Origin of the sequence: Pseudomonas sp. NPDC087817 (genome assembly GCF_044742875.1) — a bacterium.
GTDB lineage: Bacteria > Pseudomonadota > Gammaproteobacteria > Pseudomonadales > Pseudomonadaceae > Aquipseudomonas.
Genome location: NZ_JBIUVJ010000003.1, coordinates 230,140 through 247,570 on the forward strand (window position 1 = coordinate 230,140; position 17,431 = coordinate 247,570).

General features: G+C 60.2%; 10 protein-coding genes and 2 riboswitches. Of the genes, 5 read left to right on the forward strand and 5 right to left on the reverse strand.

Annotation, left to right across the window (positions count from 1 at the left end; all coding sequences use genetic code 11):
* Nucleotides 1-49: 49 nt before the first annotated feature.
* A complete protein-coding gene (metH, locus tag ACIONG_RS04710; protein ID WP_401297061.1) occupies nucleotides 50-3,760 on the reverse strand; it encodes a methionine synthase in 3,711 nt (1,236 codons plus the stop codon).
* A 155-nt stretch (nucleotides 3,761-3,915) separates the two neighbouring features.
* Between metH and ACIONG_RS04715 the strand changes: the two genes are divergently transcribed.
* From ACIONG_RS04715 to nfuA, 3 genes are all read left to right on the forward strand, one after another.
* The gene (locus ACIONG_RS04715; RefSeq protein ID WP_401297063.1) at nucleotides 3,916-6,210 is read left to right on the forward strand and encodes a fatty acid cis/trans isomerase; all 2,295 of its coding nucleotides are present in this window, start codon (nucleotides 3,916-3,918) and stop codon (nucleotides 6,208-6,210) included.
* Nucleotides 6,211-6,391: 181 nt separating this feature from the next.
* Complete coding sequence (locus ACIONG_RS04720; protein WP_401297065.1) at nucleotides 6,392-7,405, forward strand: acyltransferase family protein; 1,014 nt, start codon at nucleotides 6,392-6,394, stop codon at nucleotides 7,403-7,405.
* A gap of 58 nt (nucleotides 7,406-7,463) precedes the next feature.
* Nucleotides 7,464-8,048 carry a Fe-S biogenesis protein NfuA gene (gene nfuA / locus ACIONG_RS04725; protein ID WP_003225494.1) on the forward strand — a complete coding sequence of 195 codons (585 nt, stop codon included), beginning with the start codon at nucleotides 7,464-7,466 and terminating at the stop codon, nucleotides 8,046-8,048.
* A gap of 220 nt (nucleotides 8,049-8,268) precedes the next feature.
* Here nfuA and cobM read toward each other — a convergent pair whose 3' ends face one another.
* From cobM to ACIONG_RS04745, 4 genes are all read right to left on the reverse strand, one after another.
* Entirely contained in the window at nucleotides 8,269-9,015 is a 747-nt protein-coding gene (cobM, locus tag ACIONG_RS04730; RefSeq protein WP_401297067.1) for a precorrin-4 C(11)-methyltransferase, read from the reverse strand.
* Nucleotides 9,016-9,095: 80 nt separating this feature from the next.
* Nucleotides 9,096-9,509 (reverse strand): cobalamin biosynthesis protein, encoded by a 414-nt coding sequence (locus ACIONG_RS04735; RefSeq protein ID WP_315446999.1) that lies wholly within the window; start codon nucleotides 9,507-9,509, stop codon nucleotides 9,096-9,098.
* The gene (locus ACIONG_RS04740) at nucleotides 9,506-10,207 is read right to left on the reverse strand and encodes a CbtA family protein (RefSeq protein ID WP_401297070.1); all 702 of its coding nucleotides are present in this window, start codon (nucleotides 10,205-10,207) and stop codon (nucleotides 9,506-9,508) included. Before ACIONG_RS04740 ends, ACIONG_RS04735 begins: the two co-directional genes overlap by 4 nt.
* An 11-nt stretch (nucleotides 10,208-10,218) precedes the next feature.
* Entirely contained in the window at nucleotides 10,219-10,416 is a 198-nt protein-coding gene (locus ACIONG_RS04745) for a CbtB domain-containing protein (RefSeq protein ID WP_401297072.1), read from the reverse strand.
* 123 nt (nucleotides 10,417-10,539) lie between these two features.
* A riboswitch (cobalamin riboswitch) is annotated at nucleotides 10,540-10,763 on the reverse strand.
* Between the two features lie 1,072 nt (nucleotides 10,764-11,835).
* A riboswitch (cobalamin riboswitch) is annotated at nucleotides 11,836-12,048 on the forward strand.
* Between the two features lie 96 nt (nucleotides 12,049-12,144).
* Between ACIONG_RS04745 and cobW the strand changes: the two genes are divergently transcribed.
* Nucleotides 12,145-13,218 (forward strand): cobalamin biosynthesis protein CobW, encoded by a 1,074-nt coding sequence (gene cobW / locus ACIONG_RS04750; protein WP_401297074.1) that lies wholly within the window; start codon nucleotides 12,145-12,147, stop codon nucleotides 13,216-13,218.
* 3 nt (nucleotides 13,219-13,221) lie between these two features.
* Nucleotides 13,222-17,070 (forward strand): cobaltochelatase subunit CobN, encoded by a 3,849-nt coding sequence (cobN, locus tag ACIONG_RS04755; protein ID WP_401297076.1) that lies wholly within the window; start codon nucleotides 13,222-13,224, stop codon nucleotides 17,068-17,070.
* Nucleotides 17,071-17,431: the final 361 nt, after the last annotated feature.

Consider the following 17,431-nt stretch of genomic DNA (forward strand, 5'->3'; position numbering starts at 1 on the left):
GCGGTTGCCCGGGCATGAGCGCGAGTTGCGCTCATGCCCGGGCCGGGTCTCAGTTGTCGTAACCCAGATTCGGTGCCAGCCAGCGCTCGGTCACACTCAGTTCCTGACCCTTGCGCGAGGTGTAGCTCTGCACCTGATCCTTGTCGATCTTGCCCACCGCGAAGTATTGCGCTTGCGGGTGAGCGAAGTACCAACCGCTGACCGCTGCCGCCGGGAACATCGCGTAGTGTTCGGTGAGGAACACGCCGCTACGGCCAGCACGCATTTCTTCGGCTTCGGGGTCGAGCAAGGCAAACAGCGCCGCTTTCTCGGTGTGATCCGGGCAGGCCGGATAACCCGGGGCAGGGCGGATGCCGCTGTATTGCTCTTTGATCAGCGCGTCGTTGTCGAGCACTTCGTCCTTGGCATAACCCCAGTGTTCTTTGCGCACCTGCTGGTGCAGCCACTCGGCGCAAGCCTCGGCCAAGCGGTCGGCGAGGGCTTTGACCATGATCGAGTTGTAATCGTCGCCAGCGTCCTGATAAGCCTTGGCGACTTCTTCGGCGCCGATGCCGGCGGTGGTGATAAAACCACCGACGTAGTCGGTCACTTCGCTGTCCTTAGGTGCCACGAAGTCGGCGAGGGAGAAGTTCGGTTTGCCGTCGGTCTTGATGATTTGCTGGCGCAGATGATGCAGCTTGGCCATTGGCTTGCCGTCATCGCCGTACAGCTCGATGTCATCGTCATGCACCTGATTGGCCGGCCAGAACCCGAACACCGCACGGGCACTGATCAGCTTCTCGTCGATCAGTTTGGCGAGCATTTCCTGCGCATCCTTGTACAGCGCGGTGGCGGCTTCACCGACCACTTCGTCTTCGAGGATGCGCGGGAATTTGCCGGCCAGATCCCAGGAGATGAAGAACGGCGTCCAGTCGATGTATTCGGCCAATACCTTCAAATCGATGTTGTCCAGCACCTTGCTGCCGGTGAACGTCGGTTTGACCGGCTCGTAGTTGGCCCAGTCGAACTGTGGCTTCTTGGCGACAGCAGCGGCGTAGCTCAGACGCTCGGTGCGAGCGCTGCGATTGGAAGTGCGTTCGCGCACGTCGATGTATTCCAGGCGGGTCTTTTCGACGAAACCGGCCTTCAATTCTTTCGACAGCAGCTGTGTGGCCACGCCCACCGCGCGCGAGGCGTCGGTGACATAGACCACGGCGTCATTGCTGTACTTCGGCTCGATCTTCACTGCCGTGTGCGCTTTGGAGGTGGTCGCGCCACCGATCATCAGCGGCAGGTGGAAGTCCTGACGCTGCATCTCACGGGCAACGTGAACCATCTCATCCAGCGACGGTGTGATCAAGCCGGAGAGGCCGATGATGTCGCACTTCTGCTCCTTGGCCACTTGCAGAATCTTCTCTGCCGGGACCATCACGCCGAGGTCGACGATGTCATAGCCGTTGCAACCGAGCACCACGCCAACGATGTTCTTGCCGATGTCGTGCACGTCACCCTTCACCGTGGCCATGAGAATCTTGCCCTTGGCTTCCGGCTTGTCGCCTTTTTCCAGTTCAATGAACGGGATCAAGTGCGCTACGGCCTGCTTCATTACGCGAGCGGATTTCACCACCTGCGGCAGAAACATTTTGCCGGCGCCGAACAGGTCGCCGACGATGTTCATGCCGGACATCAGCGGGCCTTCGATCACTTCGATCGGACGGGCGAACGACTGGCGCGACTCTTCGGTGTCTTCAACGATATGCGTGGTGATGCCTTTGACCAGCGCATGCTCCAGACGCTTGTTGACCTCCCAGCTGCGCCACTCTTCGGTCTCGGCTTCCTTGACGCTGCCGTCGCCCTTGTACTTGTCAGCGATGGCGAGGAGGGCGTCGGTGCCTTCTGGCGTGCGGTTGAGGATCACGTCTTCAACGGCGTCGCGCAGCTCGACCGGGATCTGGTCATAGATCTCCAGTTGCCCGGCGTTGACGATGCCCATGGTCAGGCCCGCACGGATCGCGTACAGCAGGAACACCGAGTGAATCGCCTCGCGCACCGGGTTGTTGCCACGGAACGAGAACGACACGTTGGACACGCCGCCGGAAGTCAGCGCGTATGGCAGTTCATCGCGGATGTAGGCACAGGCGTTGATGAAGTCGACAGCGTAGTTGTTGTGTTCTTCGATACCGGTGGCGACGGCGAAGATGTTCGGGTCGAAGATGATGTCTTCCGGCGGGAAGCCGACTTCGTTGACCAGAATGTCGTAGGAACGTTTGCAGATTTCTTTCTTGCGCGCTTCGGTGTCGGCCTGGCCGGCTTCGTCAAACGCCATCACCACCACGGCAGCACCGTAGCGCTTGCACAGTTTGGCGTGATGGATGAACTGCTCGACGCCTTCTTTCATGCTGATCGAGTTGACGATGCCTTTGCCCTGAATGCACTTGAGGCCTGCTTCGATCACTTCCCATTTCGACGAGTCGATCATGATCGGTACGCGCGAGATGTCCGGTTCACCGGCGATCAGATTGAGGAAGGTCACCATGGCCTTCTTCGAATCGAGCATCCCTTCGTCCATGTTGATGTCGATCACCTGCGCACCGGCCTCGACCTGTTGCAGGGCGACTTCCAGAGCTTCGGTGTAGTTGTCTTCACGGATCAGCCGGGCGAATTTCGCCGAGCCGGTGATGTTGGTGCGCTCGCCGACGTTGACGAACAACGAGCTGCGATCAATGGTGAACGGCTCCAGACCCGAGAGGCGGCAGGCCTTGGGAATGTCTGGAATTTCACGCGGGGCATAACCGGCCACGGCTTTGGCGATGGCTTCGATATGCCCCGGCGTGGTGCCGCAGCAACCGCCGACGATGTTGAGGAAACCGCTTTGGGCGAACTCCTCGATGACTTTCGCGGTTTCCGACGGCAGTTCGTCGTACTCGCCGAATTCGTTGGGCAGGCCGGCGTTCGGGTGCGCAGACACATGGGTGCTGGCCTTGTTCGACAGCTCTTCCAGGTACGGACGCAATTCGCTGGCGCCGAGCGCGCAGTTGAGGCCGACCGAGATTGGTTTGGCGTGGGCCACCGAGTTCCAGAACGCTTCGGTTGTCTGGCCCGACAGGGTGCGGCCGGACGCATCGGTGATGGTCCCGGAAATCATGATCGGCAGTTCGATATGCAGCTCTTCGAACACACCTTGCACGGCGAAAATCGCTGCTTTGGCGTTGAGGGTGTCGAAAATGGTTTCGATCAGGATCAGGTCGGCGCCGCCCTCGATCAGGCCTTTGGTGGCTTCGGTGTAGTTCTCCACCAGCTCATCAAAGGTGACGTTGCGGTAGCCCGGGTTGTTGACGTCAGGCGACAGCGAACAGGTACGGCTGGTCGGGCCGAGCACGCCGGCGACGAAACGCGGCTTGGCCGGGTTCTCGGCGGTCTTGGCGTCGGCGACCTTGCGGGCCAGGCGGGCGCCTTCTACGTTTAGTTCGTAGGCCAGCTCTTCCATGCCGTAATCGGCCATGGAAATGCGCGTGGCGTTGAAGGTGTTGGTTTCGAGAATGTCGGCGCCGGCATCCAGATAGGCTTTCTCGATGCCACCGATCACGTCCGGACGGGTGATCACCAGCAGGTCGTTGTTGCCTTTGACGTCACTCGGCCAGTCAGCGAAGCGCTTGCCGCGATAATCCTGCTCTTCGAGCTTGTAGCTCTGGATCATCGTGCCCATACCGCCGTCGAGTATCAGGATGCGCTCTTTGAGGGCTTGCTTGAGAGCTTGAAGGCGGACGCTGCGATCGGACATTTGGACTACTCGGAAAGACCATTACGAAGGAGCGGGATCATAACAAACCTGTGCGGTTTTGGAGCATGTGAGGCTTTTGCATGAATATCGCTCATGTTGGTACGGGCGTCATACTGTAGAATCGCGGCGTTTTTTTCAGGATCGGGATCAAGGGCATGTCGTACCGCGTCATCAGCACTGTGTTGCTGTTATTAAGCTTTGGCGCGGCGGCGCAAGAGCCCTCGATCTCGCCTTCCATTTCCTACACCCGCGACATCCAGCCAATCTTCACCGAGAAGTGCGTGGCCTGCCATGCGTGCTATGACTCTGCCTGCCAGCTCAATCTGGGCAGTGGCGAAGGCGCGGGTCGGGGCGCGAGCAAGATGCCGGTCTATGACGGCGAACGCACACAAGCGGCACCGACCACGCGCTTGTTCTACGACGCCTTCGGCAAACGCGCCTGGCAGCAGAAGGGCTTCTATTCGGTGCTTGATGCCCTGGGCAGTCAGGCCGCGTTGATGGCGCGCATGCTTGAGCTGGGGCACAAAACCCCGTTGACGCCGAACGCCAAACTCCCGGAAGACATCGTGCTCGGTCTCAATCGCGAGAACATGTGTGCGATGCCCGCCGAATTCGAGGGCTATGCCGGGGCGCATCCGAAGGAAGGCATGCCGTTGGCGGTGACCGGCCTCACCGATCAGCAGTATCAGACGTTGCAGCGTTGGCTGGCCTCAGGTGCGCCGATTGACGAGCAAGGGCTGGCGCCGAGTGCCAAAGAGGCGATGCAGATCGTTCAGTGGGAAAACCTGCTCAATGCGCCGGGCGCTCGCCAGAGTCTGGTCGGGCGCTGGTTGTTCGAGCACTTGTTTCTGGCGCACATCTATTTCAAGGATGGCGAGCCGGGGCACTACTTTCAGTGGGTGCGCTCGCGCACCCCGACAGGTCAGCCGATCGACCTGATTGCCACCCGTCGCCCCAACGATGATCCGGGCACCCAGGTGTATTACCGCTTGTGGCCGGTGCAAGGGGTGATCGTGCATAAAACCCACATCACCTATCCGCTCAGCGCGGCGAAGATGGCACGGGTCAAAAGCCTGTTCTACAACGGCAACTGGCAAGTCAGCGCGTTGCCCGGCTACGGCCCGCAAAGTCGCGCCAACCCGTTTGCCACGTTTGAAGCGATTCCGGCGCAGGCGCGTTATCAGTTCATGCTCGATAACGCCGAATACTTCGTCCGCACCTTTATTCGCGGTCCGGTGTGCCGTGGGCAGATCGCTACCGACGTGATCCGCGACAACTTCTGGGCGCTGTTCCAGGCCCCTGAACATGACCTGTACATCACCGACCCCAACTATCGCGGCCAGGCCACGCCGCTGTTGGCCATGCCGGGGCAGAACGACGATGTCGGCAGCGTTTTGAGCCTGTGGCATAACTACCGCAACAAACGAAACGAGTACGAGGCTTTGCGCCGCGACAGCTACGCCGATATTCCCGCGCCGAGCTGGTCGACGTTGTGGGCCGGCAACGACAACGCGCTGTTGAGCATCTTCCGCCACTTCGACAGCGCTTCGGTGACCAAAGGCCTGATCGGTGAAGTGCCGCAGACGATGTGGCTGTTCGACTATCCGTTGCTGGAACGCACGTATTACCAGTTGGCGGTCAACTTCGATGTATTCGGTAACGTCTCCCATCAGGCGCAAACGCGTCTGTATTTCGACCTGATCCGCAACGGCGCCGAACAGAATTTCCTGCGCCTGATGCCGGCCGATTCCCGCGAGGACTACCTCAACGATTGGTACCAGAGCAGCGGCCAGTTCAAGATGTGGCTCGACTATGAAGCCATCGACGACGACAAGCCGACCGCGCTCAAGCTCGACGAGAAAGACCCGAAATACGACTTCGCCATGCAATTGCTCGCACGTTATGGCGACCTCAATGCGCGGCCCGATCCGATCAACCGCTGTGATGGCGCGTATTGCTCGCGGCCGAACATTGATCCGGCGCTGCAAAATGCCGAACAGGCCCTCAGTCGCCTGGCTTCGCGTCCGGCCGCTGGCCTGAAAGTCATCGATCAATTGCCGGAAGCAACCATGTTGCGCATCGCAACGGCCAGCGGCAAACGCGAGGTCTACAGCCTGTTGCGCAACCGTGCCCACAGCAACGTGGCGTTTTTGCTCGGTGAGTCGCTGCGTTATCAACCGGGGCTGGATACGCTGACCATTTATCCGGGCGTGCTCAGCAGTTATCCGAACTTCATCTTCAACATCCCGACCGATCAGGTTCCGGCGTTTGTCGATGCGATGGAAAACGCCAAAGATGCCAATCGTTTCGAGAAAATCGTCGAACGCTGGGGCATTCGCCGCAGTCACCCGCAATTCTGGTTCTATTTCCACGATCTGAGCCAGTACCTCCACGAAACCGATCCGGTGGAAGAGGGCGTGCTGGACATGAACCGCTACGAGAATCTTTGATCGTTTGAGAGTGATCTGCTGTCCCAATTTCTAACTAGACCCAAATTCCCTGTGGGAGCTGGCTTGCCAGCGATGAGGGCGGCGCATTCAACATTTATGTGGCCTGACACTCCGCCATCGCGGGCAAGCCCGCTCCCACAGGGTTTAGTGGCACTTCAGGAATTGTGGACGGGAGCGGTCGATGTTGATTTCAGTGCAGGCCCTGCGTGCGCTCGCCGCGTGGACGGTGGTCTGCCATCACTTCATGCAGATTTTCTTCGACTTTGAAGCGCGAGGCCCGGTGGGCCAGTGGTTCATTGACAAGGGCGCGGTGGGCGTCGACATTTTCTTCGTCATCAGCGGTCTGGTGATTTTCCTCTCGACCGAAGACAAAACCCTGCGGCCGGGGCAATTCCTGCTGTATCGATTGTTTCGCATCGTCCCGGCGTATTGGCTGTACACGTTGCTGATGGCGTTGCTGGTGGTGTTCGCCCAGCCGTTGCTGCCGGATCAAACGGTGGATTGGGCTCATCTGCTGCTGTCGCTGCTTTTCATTCCGACCGAGAACCCCGGAGGGTATGGCATCTATCCGACGCTGAATGTCGGTTGGACCCTCAATTACGAAATGCTGTTTTACGTGCTGTTCGCCTGTGCCCTGGTATTTCGCTGGCAGGTTCGCTTGCTGGTGGTGGCGGCGCTGCTGTTTAGTGCATGCCAGGCATTCGGCTGGATCAACGAGTTTTACCGGGCGGACATCGTCTACGAATTTTTGCTGGGGATCGGCATTGGCGTGCTCTACCGTCGTGGGTGGATCGGCGCGGGATTGTGGCTACCGTTGCTGGGGATCGTCGGCGCCTTGTTGGCGATTTATCATCTGGCTCCGGCACCACGGCTGCTGAACTGGGGCGTGCCGAGTGCGGTGCTGGTGATGGCCTGTATCGCACTGGAGCGCTATGTCGAGCGCAATCGAGTGCTGAAATTGCTCGGTGATTGTTCCTATTCGGTTTATCTGATGCATGTATTGGTGCTGTCGGCGGGGGGATTTATCGCTCGACGCTACGGGATCAATCCCTATCTGATGTTCGCCGTGTGTGCGCTGGCGATCGGCGTCGGTTCGTGGTTGAGCTACGAATGGGTGGAAAAACGCAGTTACCGTTGGCTCAAGGCACGGATTGACGACGCGCCTGTCGAGAATCTTTCCCGACAAAAATACTAGGACTTTGTCCGGCGCAACGATTGGCGTAAACTCCGCCACAAGCCTGCGAGGAGTTTCCATGACCGCTATTACCATCACTGACGCCGCCCACGATTACCTGGCCGATCTGCTGTCCAAGCAGAACACCCCGGGCATCGGTATCCGCGTCTTTATCACCCAGCCTGGCACCCAGTACGCCGAAACCTGCATTGCCTACTGCAAGCCGGGCGAAGAAAAACCCGAAGATACAGCGCTGGGGCTGAAAAGCTTCACCGCGTATATCGATTCGTTCAGCGAAGCGTTTCTCGACGACGCCGTCGTCGACTACGCCACCGATCGCATGGGTGGCCAACTGACCATCAAGGCGCCAAACGCCAAAGTGCCGATGGTCAACGCCGACAGCCCGGTCAACGAGCGCATCAACTATTACCTGCAAACCGAAATCAACCCGGGGTTGGCCAGCCACGGCGGTCAGGTCAGCCTGATCGATGTGGTTGAAGACGGCATCGCCGTGTTGCAGTTCGGTGGCGGTTGCCAGGGCTGCGGCCAGGCCGACGTGACCTTGAAGGAAGGCATCGAGCGCACGCTGCTTGAGCGCATTCCGGAGCTCAAAGGCGTTCGCGACGTGACCGACCACACGCAGAAAGAAAACGCCTACTACTAAGGTGTTCGCTGCGGACATGAAAAACGGCGCCCCGTGAGCGCCGTTTTTTTATGCCTGTTTCTGCATGCACCAGAGTGATCATGGTCTGGCTACTTTGTGGCGAGGGGATTTATCCCCGATGAACTGCGCAGCAGTTCCTCTTTTTTGGGCTGCTTCGCAACCCGTCGGGGATAAATCCCCTCACCACAGGTTTTGTATCCAGCCACAAAAGTCATTCAATTCACGGTCTGTAAAGGTGAGCATGCCCAGCGCGATACAACGATGACTCGCTAAACACCTCACTCCCTAGCACCCGTCCAACCAGAATCAACGCCGTGCGCCGAAACCCTTTGGCCGCAACCTTTCCGGCAATATCCGCCAGCGTCCCCATCACCCAATCCTGATCCGGCCATGTCGCCCGGTGAATCACCGCGATCGGACAATCTGCGCCGTAATGCGGCAACAGTTCGGCGATGATCTTCTCCAGGTGATTGACCCCCAGATGAATCGCCATGGTCGCGCCATGTTGCGCCAGATTTCCGAGTTCTTCGCCGGCCGGCATCGCGGTCTTATCGGCATAACGCGTCAAAATCACGCTTTGCGACACGTCCGGCAGCGTCAGTTCGGCGCCGAGCAACGCCGCGCAGGCGGCGGTGGCGGTGACGCCGGGGATGATTTCGAATGGAATATTCAACTCGCGCAGATAGCGAATCTGCTCGCCAATCGCGCCATAAAGGCTCGGATCACCCGAGTGTACCCGCGCCACATCCTGACCTTTGGCATGGGCGGTTTTGATCAATTCGATGATCTGCTCCAGGTGTAACTCCGCGCTGTTGACCACGGTTTCAGCCTGATGACCGTCAAGCACTGCCGCCGGCACCAGCGAACCTGCGTAGATGATCACCGGGCAACTGCGGATCAGCCGCTGGCCTTTGACGGTGATCAATTCGGGGTCGCCGGGGCCGGCGCCGATGAAGTAAACAGTCATCGTTGAATCCTTTGAAAAAGAAGCACGGCAACGCTTCAGATGAAGATTGCTCATGATCGATGGCGGGGATTATCGGGATTTTACGCGGCACCGGCCAATGCCAACGTTGCCTGTGCGTATTTTTGTCGAGAAATCAGCAGTTTTGCCGGGGCCTGAATCAGTTGCTCGGCGAGGGCCAGTGCCGCGCTTTCCGCCACGCCGTAGCAACCCGTGCGTTCGTAGGCGATTTGCGAATGGTGGCTCAGTCGCTGTTGGTAGCTGGCCAGTTCTTCACTGCTGAAGTACAGCAGGGGCAGGGCCAGTTGCGCGGCGAGCTCTTGTAAACCCGGTTCATCGCGCTTCAAGTCGATGCTGGCCAAAGCCTTGACTGCCAGAAGGTCGATGCGATGAGCCTGTAAGGCTTGATCGAATAACGCGCGCAACGTGCTGGCGGGGCAGCCGCGCTGGCAGCCCAGGCCGACCACAAAGGTCGGCGCTGCGCTGTCATTGCTCATGCGTGGTATTGACCATCGCTTTTGCGGCGGAACAGCCAGGCGCTGATCAGGCCAAGAGCCAGCCAGAACGCGACGTTGGTCAGCTGCGAAGCGATTTTGAACTGGGCTTCGAGGGCTTCCGGAGCCAGCATCGAATGCACTTCCGGTTGTGGTGCGCCGATCACATGTGGCACGGCGAGAATTGCCACGCCGAGGACTTTCATCAGCCAGTGCCGGCTGAACGCAATCAGCGCCAGACCGGCAGCGGTGGAGGCGGCGGTGCTGATCCACCAGATCTGCCGCGAAGCCAGATCCGCTGCGGCAGTGCCTGGCAGTTCAGGCGGCAAGCCCAGGGTCGGCGCCAGTACGAAAGTGGCGTAACCAGCGAGGCCCCAAAGCAGACCTTGCGAGGTCTTGGTCGGCGCGCGCAGGGTGTAGAGACCGGCGAGCATCAAAGCGAAACCAACGGCCACTACCAGATTGCCGCCAGTGGTCGAGACGACGCGCTGCCAGCCGTTTTCCGGCTCCCAGGCTTCGGCATCGTGGGTGTGTGCGGCGGTGCCGGCGGCGTGTTCGTGAACTTCCGCCACAGGTTCGGCTTTCTCGAAGGTTTCGGCCTGCAGAATCAGCGGCGACACCCAGAAACTTTGCAGCAGCGTGAGGAGCAGGGCGGCCAGCAGGCCGGTGAAACCTGCGGTTTGTGCAATTCGCTTGATCATGTCGGCAGGTCTCAGTGGCACGGGAATGCGGCGCTGTGGCGGGTATCGTGCGCAGCGTTATGGACCGCTTCGATGTGCGAGAAACCGGCGAAATAGACGAGGCTGGCGCCGAGAATCGACGCGAAGATGGCGGCGGTCAGACGTTGGCTCAGCGTGCTGCTGCTGGCGATTTTGTCTGTGTTGCTGCCGGTGCTGGTGATGATCGACATGGCGCTTCCCTCTGGAGTGTCAGCGGGTGAATAGAGCGCATGAAAACCCCTGCGAGTCGGGCACGCAGAGGTTCGAACAGCGCCCGCCCACCGCGGGTTTGTTATGTTCAGCGACGCACAAATGCGCGGCTGTGTGTTATGGGCCGGTCTCCGGGCTCACGAGGGGTTGGCGTCAAGCCGACCTGCAAGCGTCACCTTCCCATGCCTTGCGGGCACAGTGGTTTTGACGCTTCGCTCGCTTACCGTTGCGGGGGCAGCACCGGACTGACATGGCTTAAGAGTAAAGCACATGATTCACCGGTTTCCCGTTTCACCCTGTGAAGGGCACCCGTAACAAGTTGTGTAGGAGAGCATGGGGGTGGGTTTTTAGTCAATTTTTTGCGGGGGTGGATCCGGTGCTGCGGTAACGGCTGCCTATGGTTCCGCCCTTACGGCGGGTCACTTTTTCCAGACGCCGAAAAAGTAACCAAAAAGGCTTTACCCTGACGTACGGCCCTCGCTGTGGCTCGGGTTCCTTCGCTGCGGGATCGATCCGGGGGTCATCGCCTCCGGTTTGCTGCGCTGCACCTCCTCTCGATGTGTTTGGCTGCGCCAAACGGTCGCTGCGCTCCCACCCCCGGATCAATCCCTCCGCTCAGCCTTCCGACGGGCGCTGAGATCAAGAGCGGTACTCGAGCTAACGCTCATTGTGTTGAGTGGTGAAGATCAAGAGCGGTACTTGAGCTAACGCTCATTGTGATGAGTGGTGAAGATCAAGAGCGGTACTCGAGGTGACGCTCATTGTGTTGAGTGTTGAGAAGCTTGCGGTCGGCTTTGGTTTTGTGTTGGATTTGCCCCTCACCCCAGCCCTCTCCCCAAGGAGAGGGAGCTGATTTTTGAGCCTTTCAGAATCTGAGTTCGACTCGGTATTTCATGTCGGCGTAGCTCTCCCAAACACCTCGGTCAGTCCCCTCTCCCTCCGGGAGAGGGCTAGGGTGAGGGGCTCTTGATCTGGCTTTTGATCCTGCTCTTGATCTTCAGGCCCATCGGCAGGCCGAGCGGAGGTGTTCATCCGGGGTAGGCGCGCAGCGCCGTTTGGCGAAGCCAAACACATCGAGAGGAGGTGCAGCGAAGCAAACCGGAGGCGATGCCCCCGGATGGACACCGTAGCGAGGGAACACTGAGCCTAGGCGAAGTGCCGTACGTCAGGGAGCAGCCCTTTTGGTTACTTTTGGGGCGTTTGCCAAAAGTGACCCGCCGTAAGGGCGGAACCCTAATCAGCAACACCCGCAGCAACGGATATACCCCCAAACCTAAATTTTTCGTCGTCTGCAAAAAGTGACCCGCCGTAAGGGCGGAACCCTAAGCAGCCATCACCGCAGCAACGGATATGCCCCCAAACCTAAAACCCAACCCCATTGACCCGCCACCACACCATGCGTAGCCTTGCGCTTTCGAGGTTCTCCGGCACAAACCGGAGCTAAGAAGGGAACGCGGTCCAAGCCGCGGCTGCCCCCGCAACTGTGAACGGTGAAATTCACTGCCACGCCACTGCCAGCTCAACCCATGAGCCAGCGGGAAGGCGCAGCGAATACCAGGCCCAAGGCCTGAACACCGTCAGCCAGGAGACCTGCCTCGTCAAAGATTCTCACTACAACCGGGCGGGGTGATCCGGTGGCGAATTCTTCCGCGCGCGTCTGCGCCGCGGATCTCGTCCCGTTTGCCCGCCACCTTGCCAAAGGGCATCCGATGAAAACACTGGCCAAACTCCCCGTCACCATCGTCACCGGCTTCCTCGGCTCGGGCAAAACCACACTGCTGCGGCACATGCTCGACAACGCTCAGGGCCGCCGTATTGCGGTGATCGTCAACGAGTTCGGCGAGTTGGGCATCGACGGTGAAATCCTCAAGCAATGCACCATCGGCTGCACCGAAGAAGAAGCCACCGGTCGCGTTTACGAACTGGCAAACGGCTGCCTGTGCTGCACCGTTCAGGAAGAATTCTTCCCGGTGATGCGCGAACTGGTTGCGCGTCGTGGCGACCTCGATCACATCCTCATCGAAACTTCCGGCCTGGCCCTGCCGAAGCCATTGGTTCAAGCCTTCCAGTGGCCGGAAATCCGCAGCGCCTGCACCGTTGACGCGGTGATTACCGTGGTCGACAGCCCGGCCGTGGCCGCTGGCACTTTCGCTGCGTTCCCTGATCAGGTCGATGCCCAGCGCAAACTCGACCCGAACCTCGACCACGAGTCGCCGCTGCACGAACTGTTTGCCGACCAACTGGCCAGCGCCGACCTCGTAATCCTCAACAAGGCCGACCAGACCAGCCCGGAAGATCTCGCTCGCGTCCGCGCTGAAGTCGCCGAAGAGTTGCCGCCAGCGGTGAAAATCATCGAAGCCAGCAACGGTCGCCTGCCGCTGGACGTGCTGATCGGCCTCGGTGCCGGTTCTGAAGAACACATCGACAGCCGCCACAGCCATCACGATCACCACCACGGTGAAGGCGATGACGAACACGATGACCACGATCACGACGCCTTCGATTCGATCTCCATCGAACTGCCGCAAGCCGACGAGAGCCTGCTGCTCGACGCGCTGACGCAACTGGTGGTCAAGCACGGCATCCTGCGCGTGAAAGGCTTCGCGGCCATTCCGAACAAGCCGATGCGCCTGCTGATTCAAGGTGTGGGCACGCGTTTCGACAAGCACTTCGACCGTCAGTGGGGCGCCGAGGAATCGCGCGTTACGCGCCTGGTGTTGATCGGTCAGGAGCTCGACGCGGCGCAACTCGAAGCGCAACTGCGCGCCGCGCTCAGCGTTTAAACCATGCACCTGCTCAGGACCCAGCCCGGCGGTTTCGTGTCGGATGACAACATTGCCGACCTTGGACAAACCCCCGCCGAGCTGGTGATCCTGTGCAGCGGCGACTCCAGTCTGGCGCTGCTCGCCGAAGCCGTGCAGCAGTTGCCCGAGGATTATCCGAGCCTGCGTCTGGCCAACCCGATGCAGGTGCAAAATCATGCTTCGGTCGATTTGTACGTCGATGAAGTGCTACGTCACGCCAAGGTCATTCTGATTTCGCTGCACGGCGGCATTGCCTATTGGCGCTACGGCGTCGAGCGTTTGATCGAACTGTCCGAGCGTGGTGTACAGGTGATTCTGGTGCCGGGTGATGATCGCCCCGATCCGGAACTCAGCGACTTGAGCACCGTCGGCGCCGAGGATCGTGATCGTCTCTGGCAATTCTTGCGTCAGGGCGGCATGGGCAATGCGCTGGATTTCTTCCGTTGTCTGGGCAACCGCTGGCTCGGCCGCGATTACGCCTGGGGTGAGCCGCAGACCCTGCCGCGCACGGCGATTTACTACCCGAACAAAAACACCGCTGCGCTGAGTGACTGGCAAGCCGATTGGCTGCCGGAGCAACCGGTCGCGGCGGTGCTGTTTTACCGTTCGCACCTGCAAGCGGCGAACACCGCGTTCATCGATGTTTTCTGTCAGCGCTTGCAAGCGGCGGGGCTTAATCCGTTGCCGATTGCCGTGGCCAGTCTGAAAGAGCCCGGCTGTCTGTCGGTCGTCGAAGATTGGCTGGATGAGGTCGAGGCAGGGGTGATTCTCAATACCACCGGTTTCGCCCAGTCCAGCCCTGAAGCGCCGCATTTACGGCCGTTTCGTCGCAATATTCCGGTGATCCAGGCCATCTGTGCCCAAGACAACGAGCCCGGCTGGCGTGACAGCGAGCAGGGCCTCGGTCCACGGGATCTGGCGATGCACATTGCCTTGCCGGAACTCGACGGGCGCATCATCAGCCGCCCGATCAGCTTCAAGGATCTGGCCTGGCGCAGCGAGCGCAGCCAGTCCGACGTGGTCTGTTATCGCGCGCAACCTGAGCGTATGGATTTCGTCGCCGAACTGGCGCGGCGCTGGATCGATCTGGCGCGGGTGCCGAATGCCGGGAAACGCATTGCGCTGATTCTCGCCAACTACCCGACTCGTGACGGACGCATCGGCAACGGTGTCGGTCTGGATACGCCGGCGGCGGCGCTGAATATCCTGCGCGCCTTGCAGGCCGAAGGTTATCCGCTCACGGCGCAGTTGCCGGAGAGCGGCACCGAGTTGATCCAGCAGTTGCTCGGTGGCGTCAGCAATGACCTCGATACGCTTGACCTGCGCCCATGCCAGCAAAGCCTGGCGATGGATGAATACCTGACCATGTTCAACGCGCTGCCTGAGGCCAATCGCGCTGCCGTGATCGAGCGGTGGGGGCCGCCGCAAAACGATCCGATGTGTCGCGGCGGGCGCATGATGATCGCTGGCCTGCGCTTTGGCCTGACCTTCGTCGGCATTCAACCTGCGCGGGGGTATCAGGTCGATCCGAGCGCGGTGTATCACGATCCGGATCTGGTGCCGCCCCACGGATATCTCGCCTTCTACTTCTGGCTGCGCAGTAACTACGCTGCCCACGGCGTGATCCACGTCGGCAAACACGGCAACCTCGAATGGCTGCCGGGCAAAGGCGTCGGGCTTTCCGAGAACTGCTGGCCGGATGCATTGCTCGGGCCGCTGCCGAATATCTATCCATTTATCGTCAACGACCCGGGCGAGGGCGCCCAGGCCAAACGGCGTACGCAAGCGGTGATCATCGATCACCTGATGCCGCCGCTGACGCGCGCCGAAACCTACGGCCCGCTGCGTAATCTGGAACTGCTGGCCGACGAATATTACGAAGCGCAACTGCTCGATCCGCGCCGCGCCCGTGAACTGCAGCGGGACATTCTGCAACTGGTGCGTGACACGCAAATCGACCGCGAGCTGCAACTCGATGCGGCGCTGGACAGCGATGCCGATGCGGCGATCTGGCTGCCGCGTCTCGATACCTATTTGTGCGACTTGAAGGAATCGCAGATCCGCGATGGGTTGCATATTTTCGGTGAGTCACCGACCGGGCGTTTGCGTATCGATACGCTACTGGCGCTGCTGCGCATTCCGCGCGGCGATGGCAAGGGTGCGCAGTCGAGTTTGCTGCGGGCGTTGGCGAAGGCGTTTGAATTGGGTTTCGATCCACTCGATTGTGCACTGGCCGATTCGTGGCTTGGCCCGCGGCCGGAGGAACTGGTATCGGTCAGCGACGAGGTTTGGCGCACCGCCGGCGATACCCGAGAACGCCTCGAATTGTTTGCCGCCGAACTGATCTCCCAGACATTGCACAACCCCTGTAGGAGTGAGCCTGCTCGCGATAGCGGTGTGTCATTCAAAACTGAATTGTCCGACCTGACGCCATCGCGAGCAGGCTCGCTCCTACAGGGGCCGCGTGGGGCTGAAGTCGACGCGATCCTCGAAAACCTGCGCGAAGTCGTCGCCCCACGCCTCGACGCCTGCGGCCCCGCCGAAATGCGCGGCCTGCTCGACGCCTTGAGCGGGCGTTTCGTCCCCGCTGGCCCGAGCGGCGCTCCTAGCCGTGGCCGTCTCGATGTGCTGCCAACCGGACGCAACTTCTACTCGGTGGACGTGCGCAACCTGCCGACCACCACTGCCTGGCGCATCGGTTTTCAGTCGGCCACGCTGATTCTTGAACGGCACTTGCAGGATCACGGCGATCACCTGCGCCAGCTCGGCCTGTCGGTCTGGGGCACCGCGACCATGCGCACGGGCGGCGATGACATTGCCCAGGCCATGGCGCTGATGGGTGTGCGTCCGGTGTGGGCCACCGGCAGCCAACGGGTCGATGACTTCGAGATTCTGCCGCTGAGCCTGCTCGACCGTCCGCGTGTCGATGTGACCCTGCGGGTTTCGGGTTTCTTCCGCGACGCCTTCGCCAACCTGATTCGCCTGTTCGATGCTGCAGTGCAAGCAGTCGCTGCACTGGACGAGCCGGACGATCTCAATCCGCTGGCCGCCAAAGTCCGCGCCGAACGCGAGGCACTGCTGCAATCGGGCCTCGATGAAGACGCTGCACGGCGTCAGGCCGGATGGCGGATCTTCGGCGCCAAACCGGGTGCCTACGGCGCAGGCGTGCAGGGCGCCATCGACGGTCGGCTGTGGCAGAGCCGCGAGGATCTGGCCGAGGTTTACCTGAACTGGGGCGCCTACGCTTATGGCGGTGCGGACGAAGGCACCGCCGCTCGCGAACAGTTCGTCCAGCGTTTGAGTCAAGTGCAAGCGGTGCTGCAGAATCAGGACAACCGCGAGCACGACTTGCTCGACTCCAACGACTATTACCAGTTCCAGGGCGGCATGCTCGCCGCCGTGGAAACCCTGCGCGGCGAAGCGGCGGCCAGTTATCACGGCGATCACAGCCAGCCGGATCTGCCGAAGATCCGCACCTTGAAAGAAGAGCTGAACCGGGTGATCCGTTCGCGGGCGGCGAACCCGAAATGGATCGACGGGGTCAAGCGGCACGGCTATAAAGGCGCGTTCGAACTGGCGGCGACGGTCGATAATCTGTTTGCGTTCGATGCGACCACGCAGTTGATCGACGATCACCAGTACGCATTGTTGGCGGACGCGTATCTGCTGGATCCGGCGACCCGGGAATTTGTCCGCGAGCATAATCCGCATGCATTGCGCGACATGACCGAACGCATGCTGGAAGCGCAGCAGCGGGGGATGTGGCAGGAACCTGGTGCTTATAAAGAGGCGCTGGAGAATCTGTTGCTGGATATAGAAGAAGAGATGTAACGCACTCAAGAACGCCACCCCCTCACCCCAGCCCTCTCCCCCAAGGGGGAGAGGGGGAAAGGGAGCCGATCTGTGTGCTGTTCAAAACTGGAGTTCGACTGGATAGTTCAGTCGTTGGACCTCAAAAGAGCACCACGGGAAAGGGAGCCGATCTGTGTGCTGTTCAAAATTTGAGTTCGACTGGATAGTTCAGTCGGTGAACCTCAAAAGAGCACCACGGGAAAGGGAGCCGATCTGTGCGCTGTTCAAACTTGAGTTCGACTGGATAGTTCAAGTCGGTGGACTTCAAAAGAGCACCACGGTCAGTTCCCTCTCCCTCTGGGAGAGGGCTAGGGTGAGAGTATTTCTACCTGACACCCTG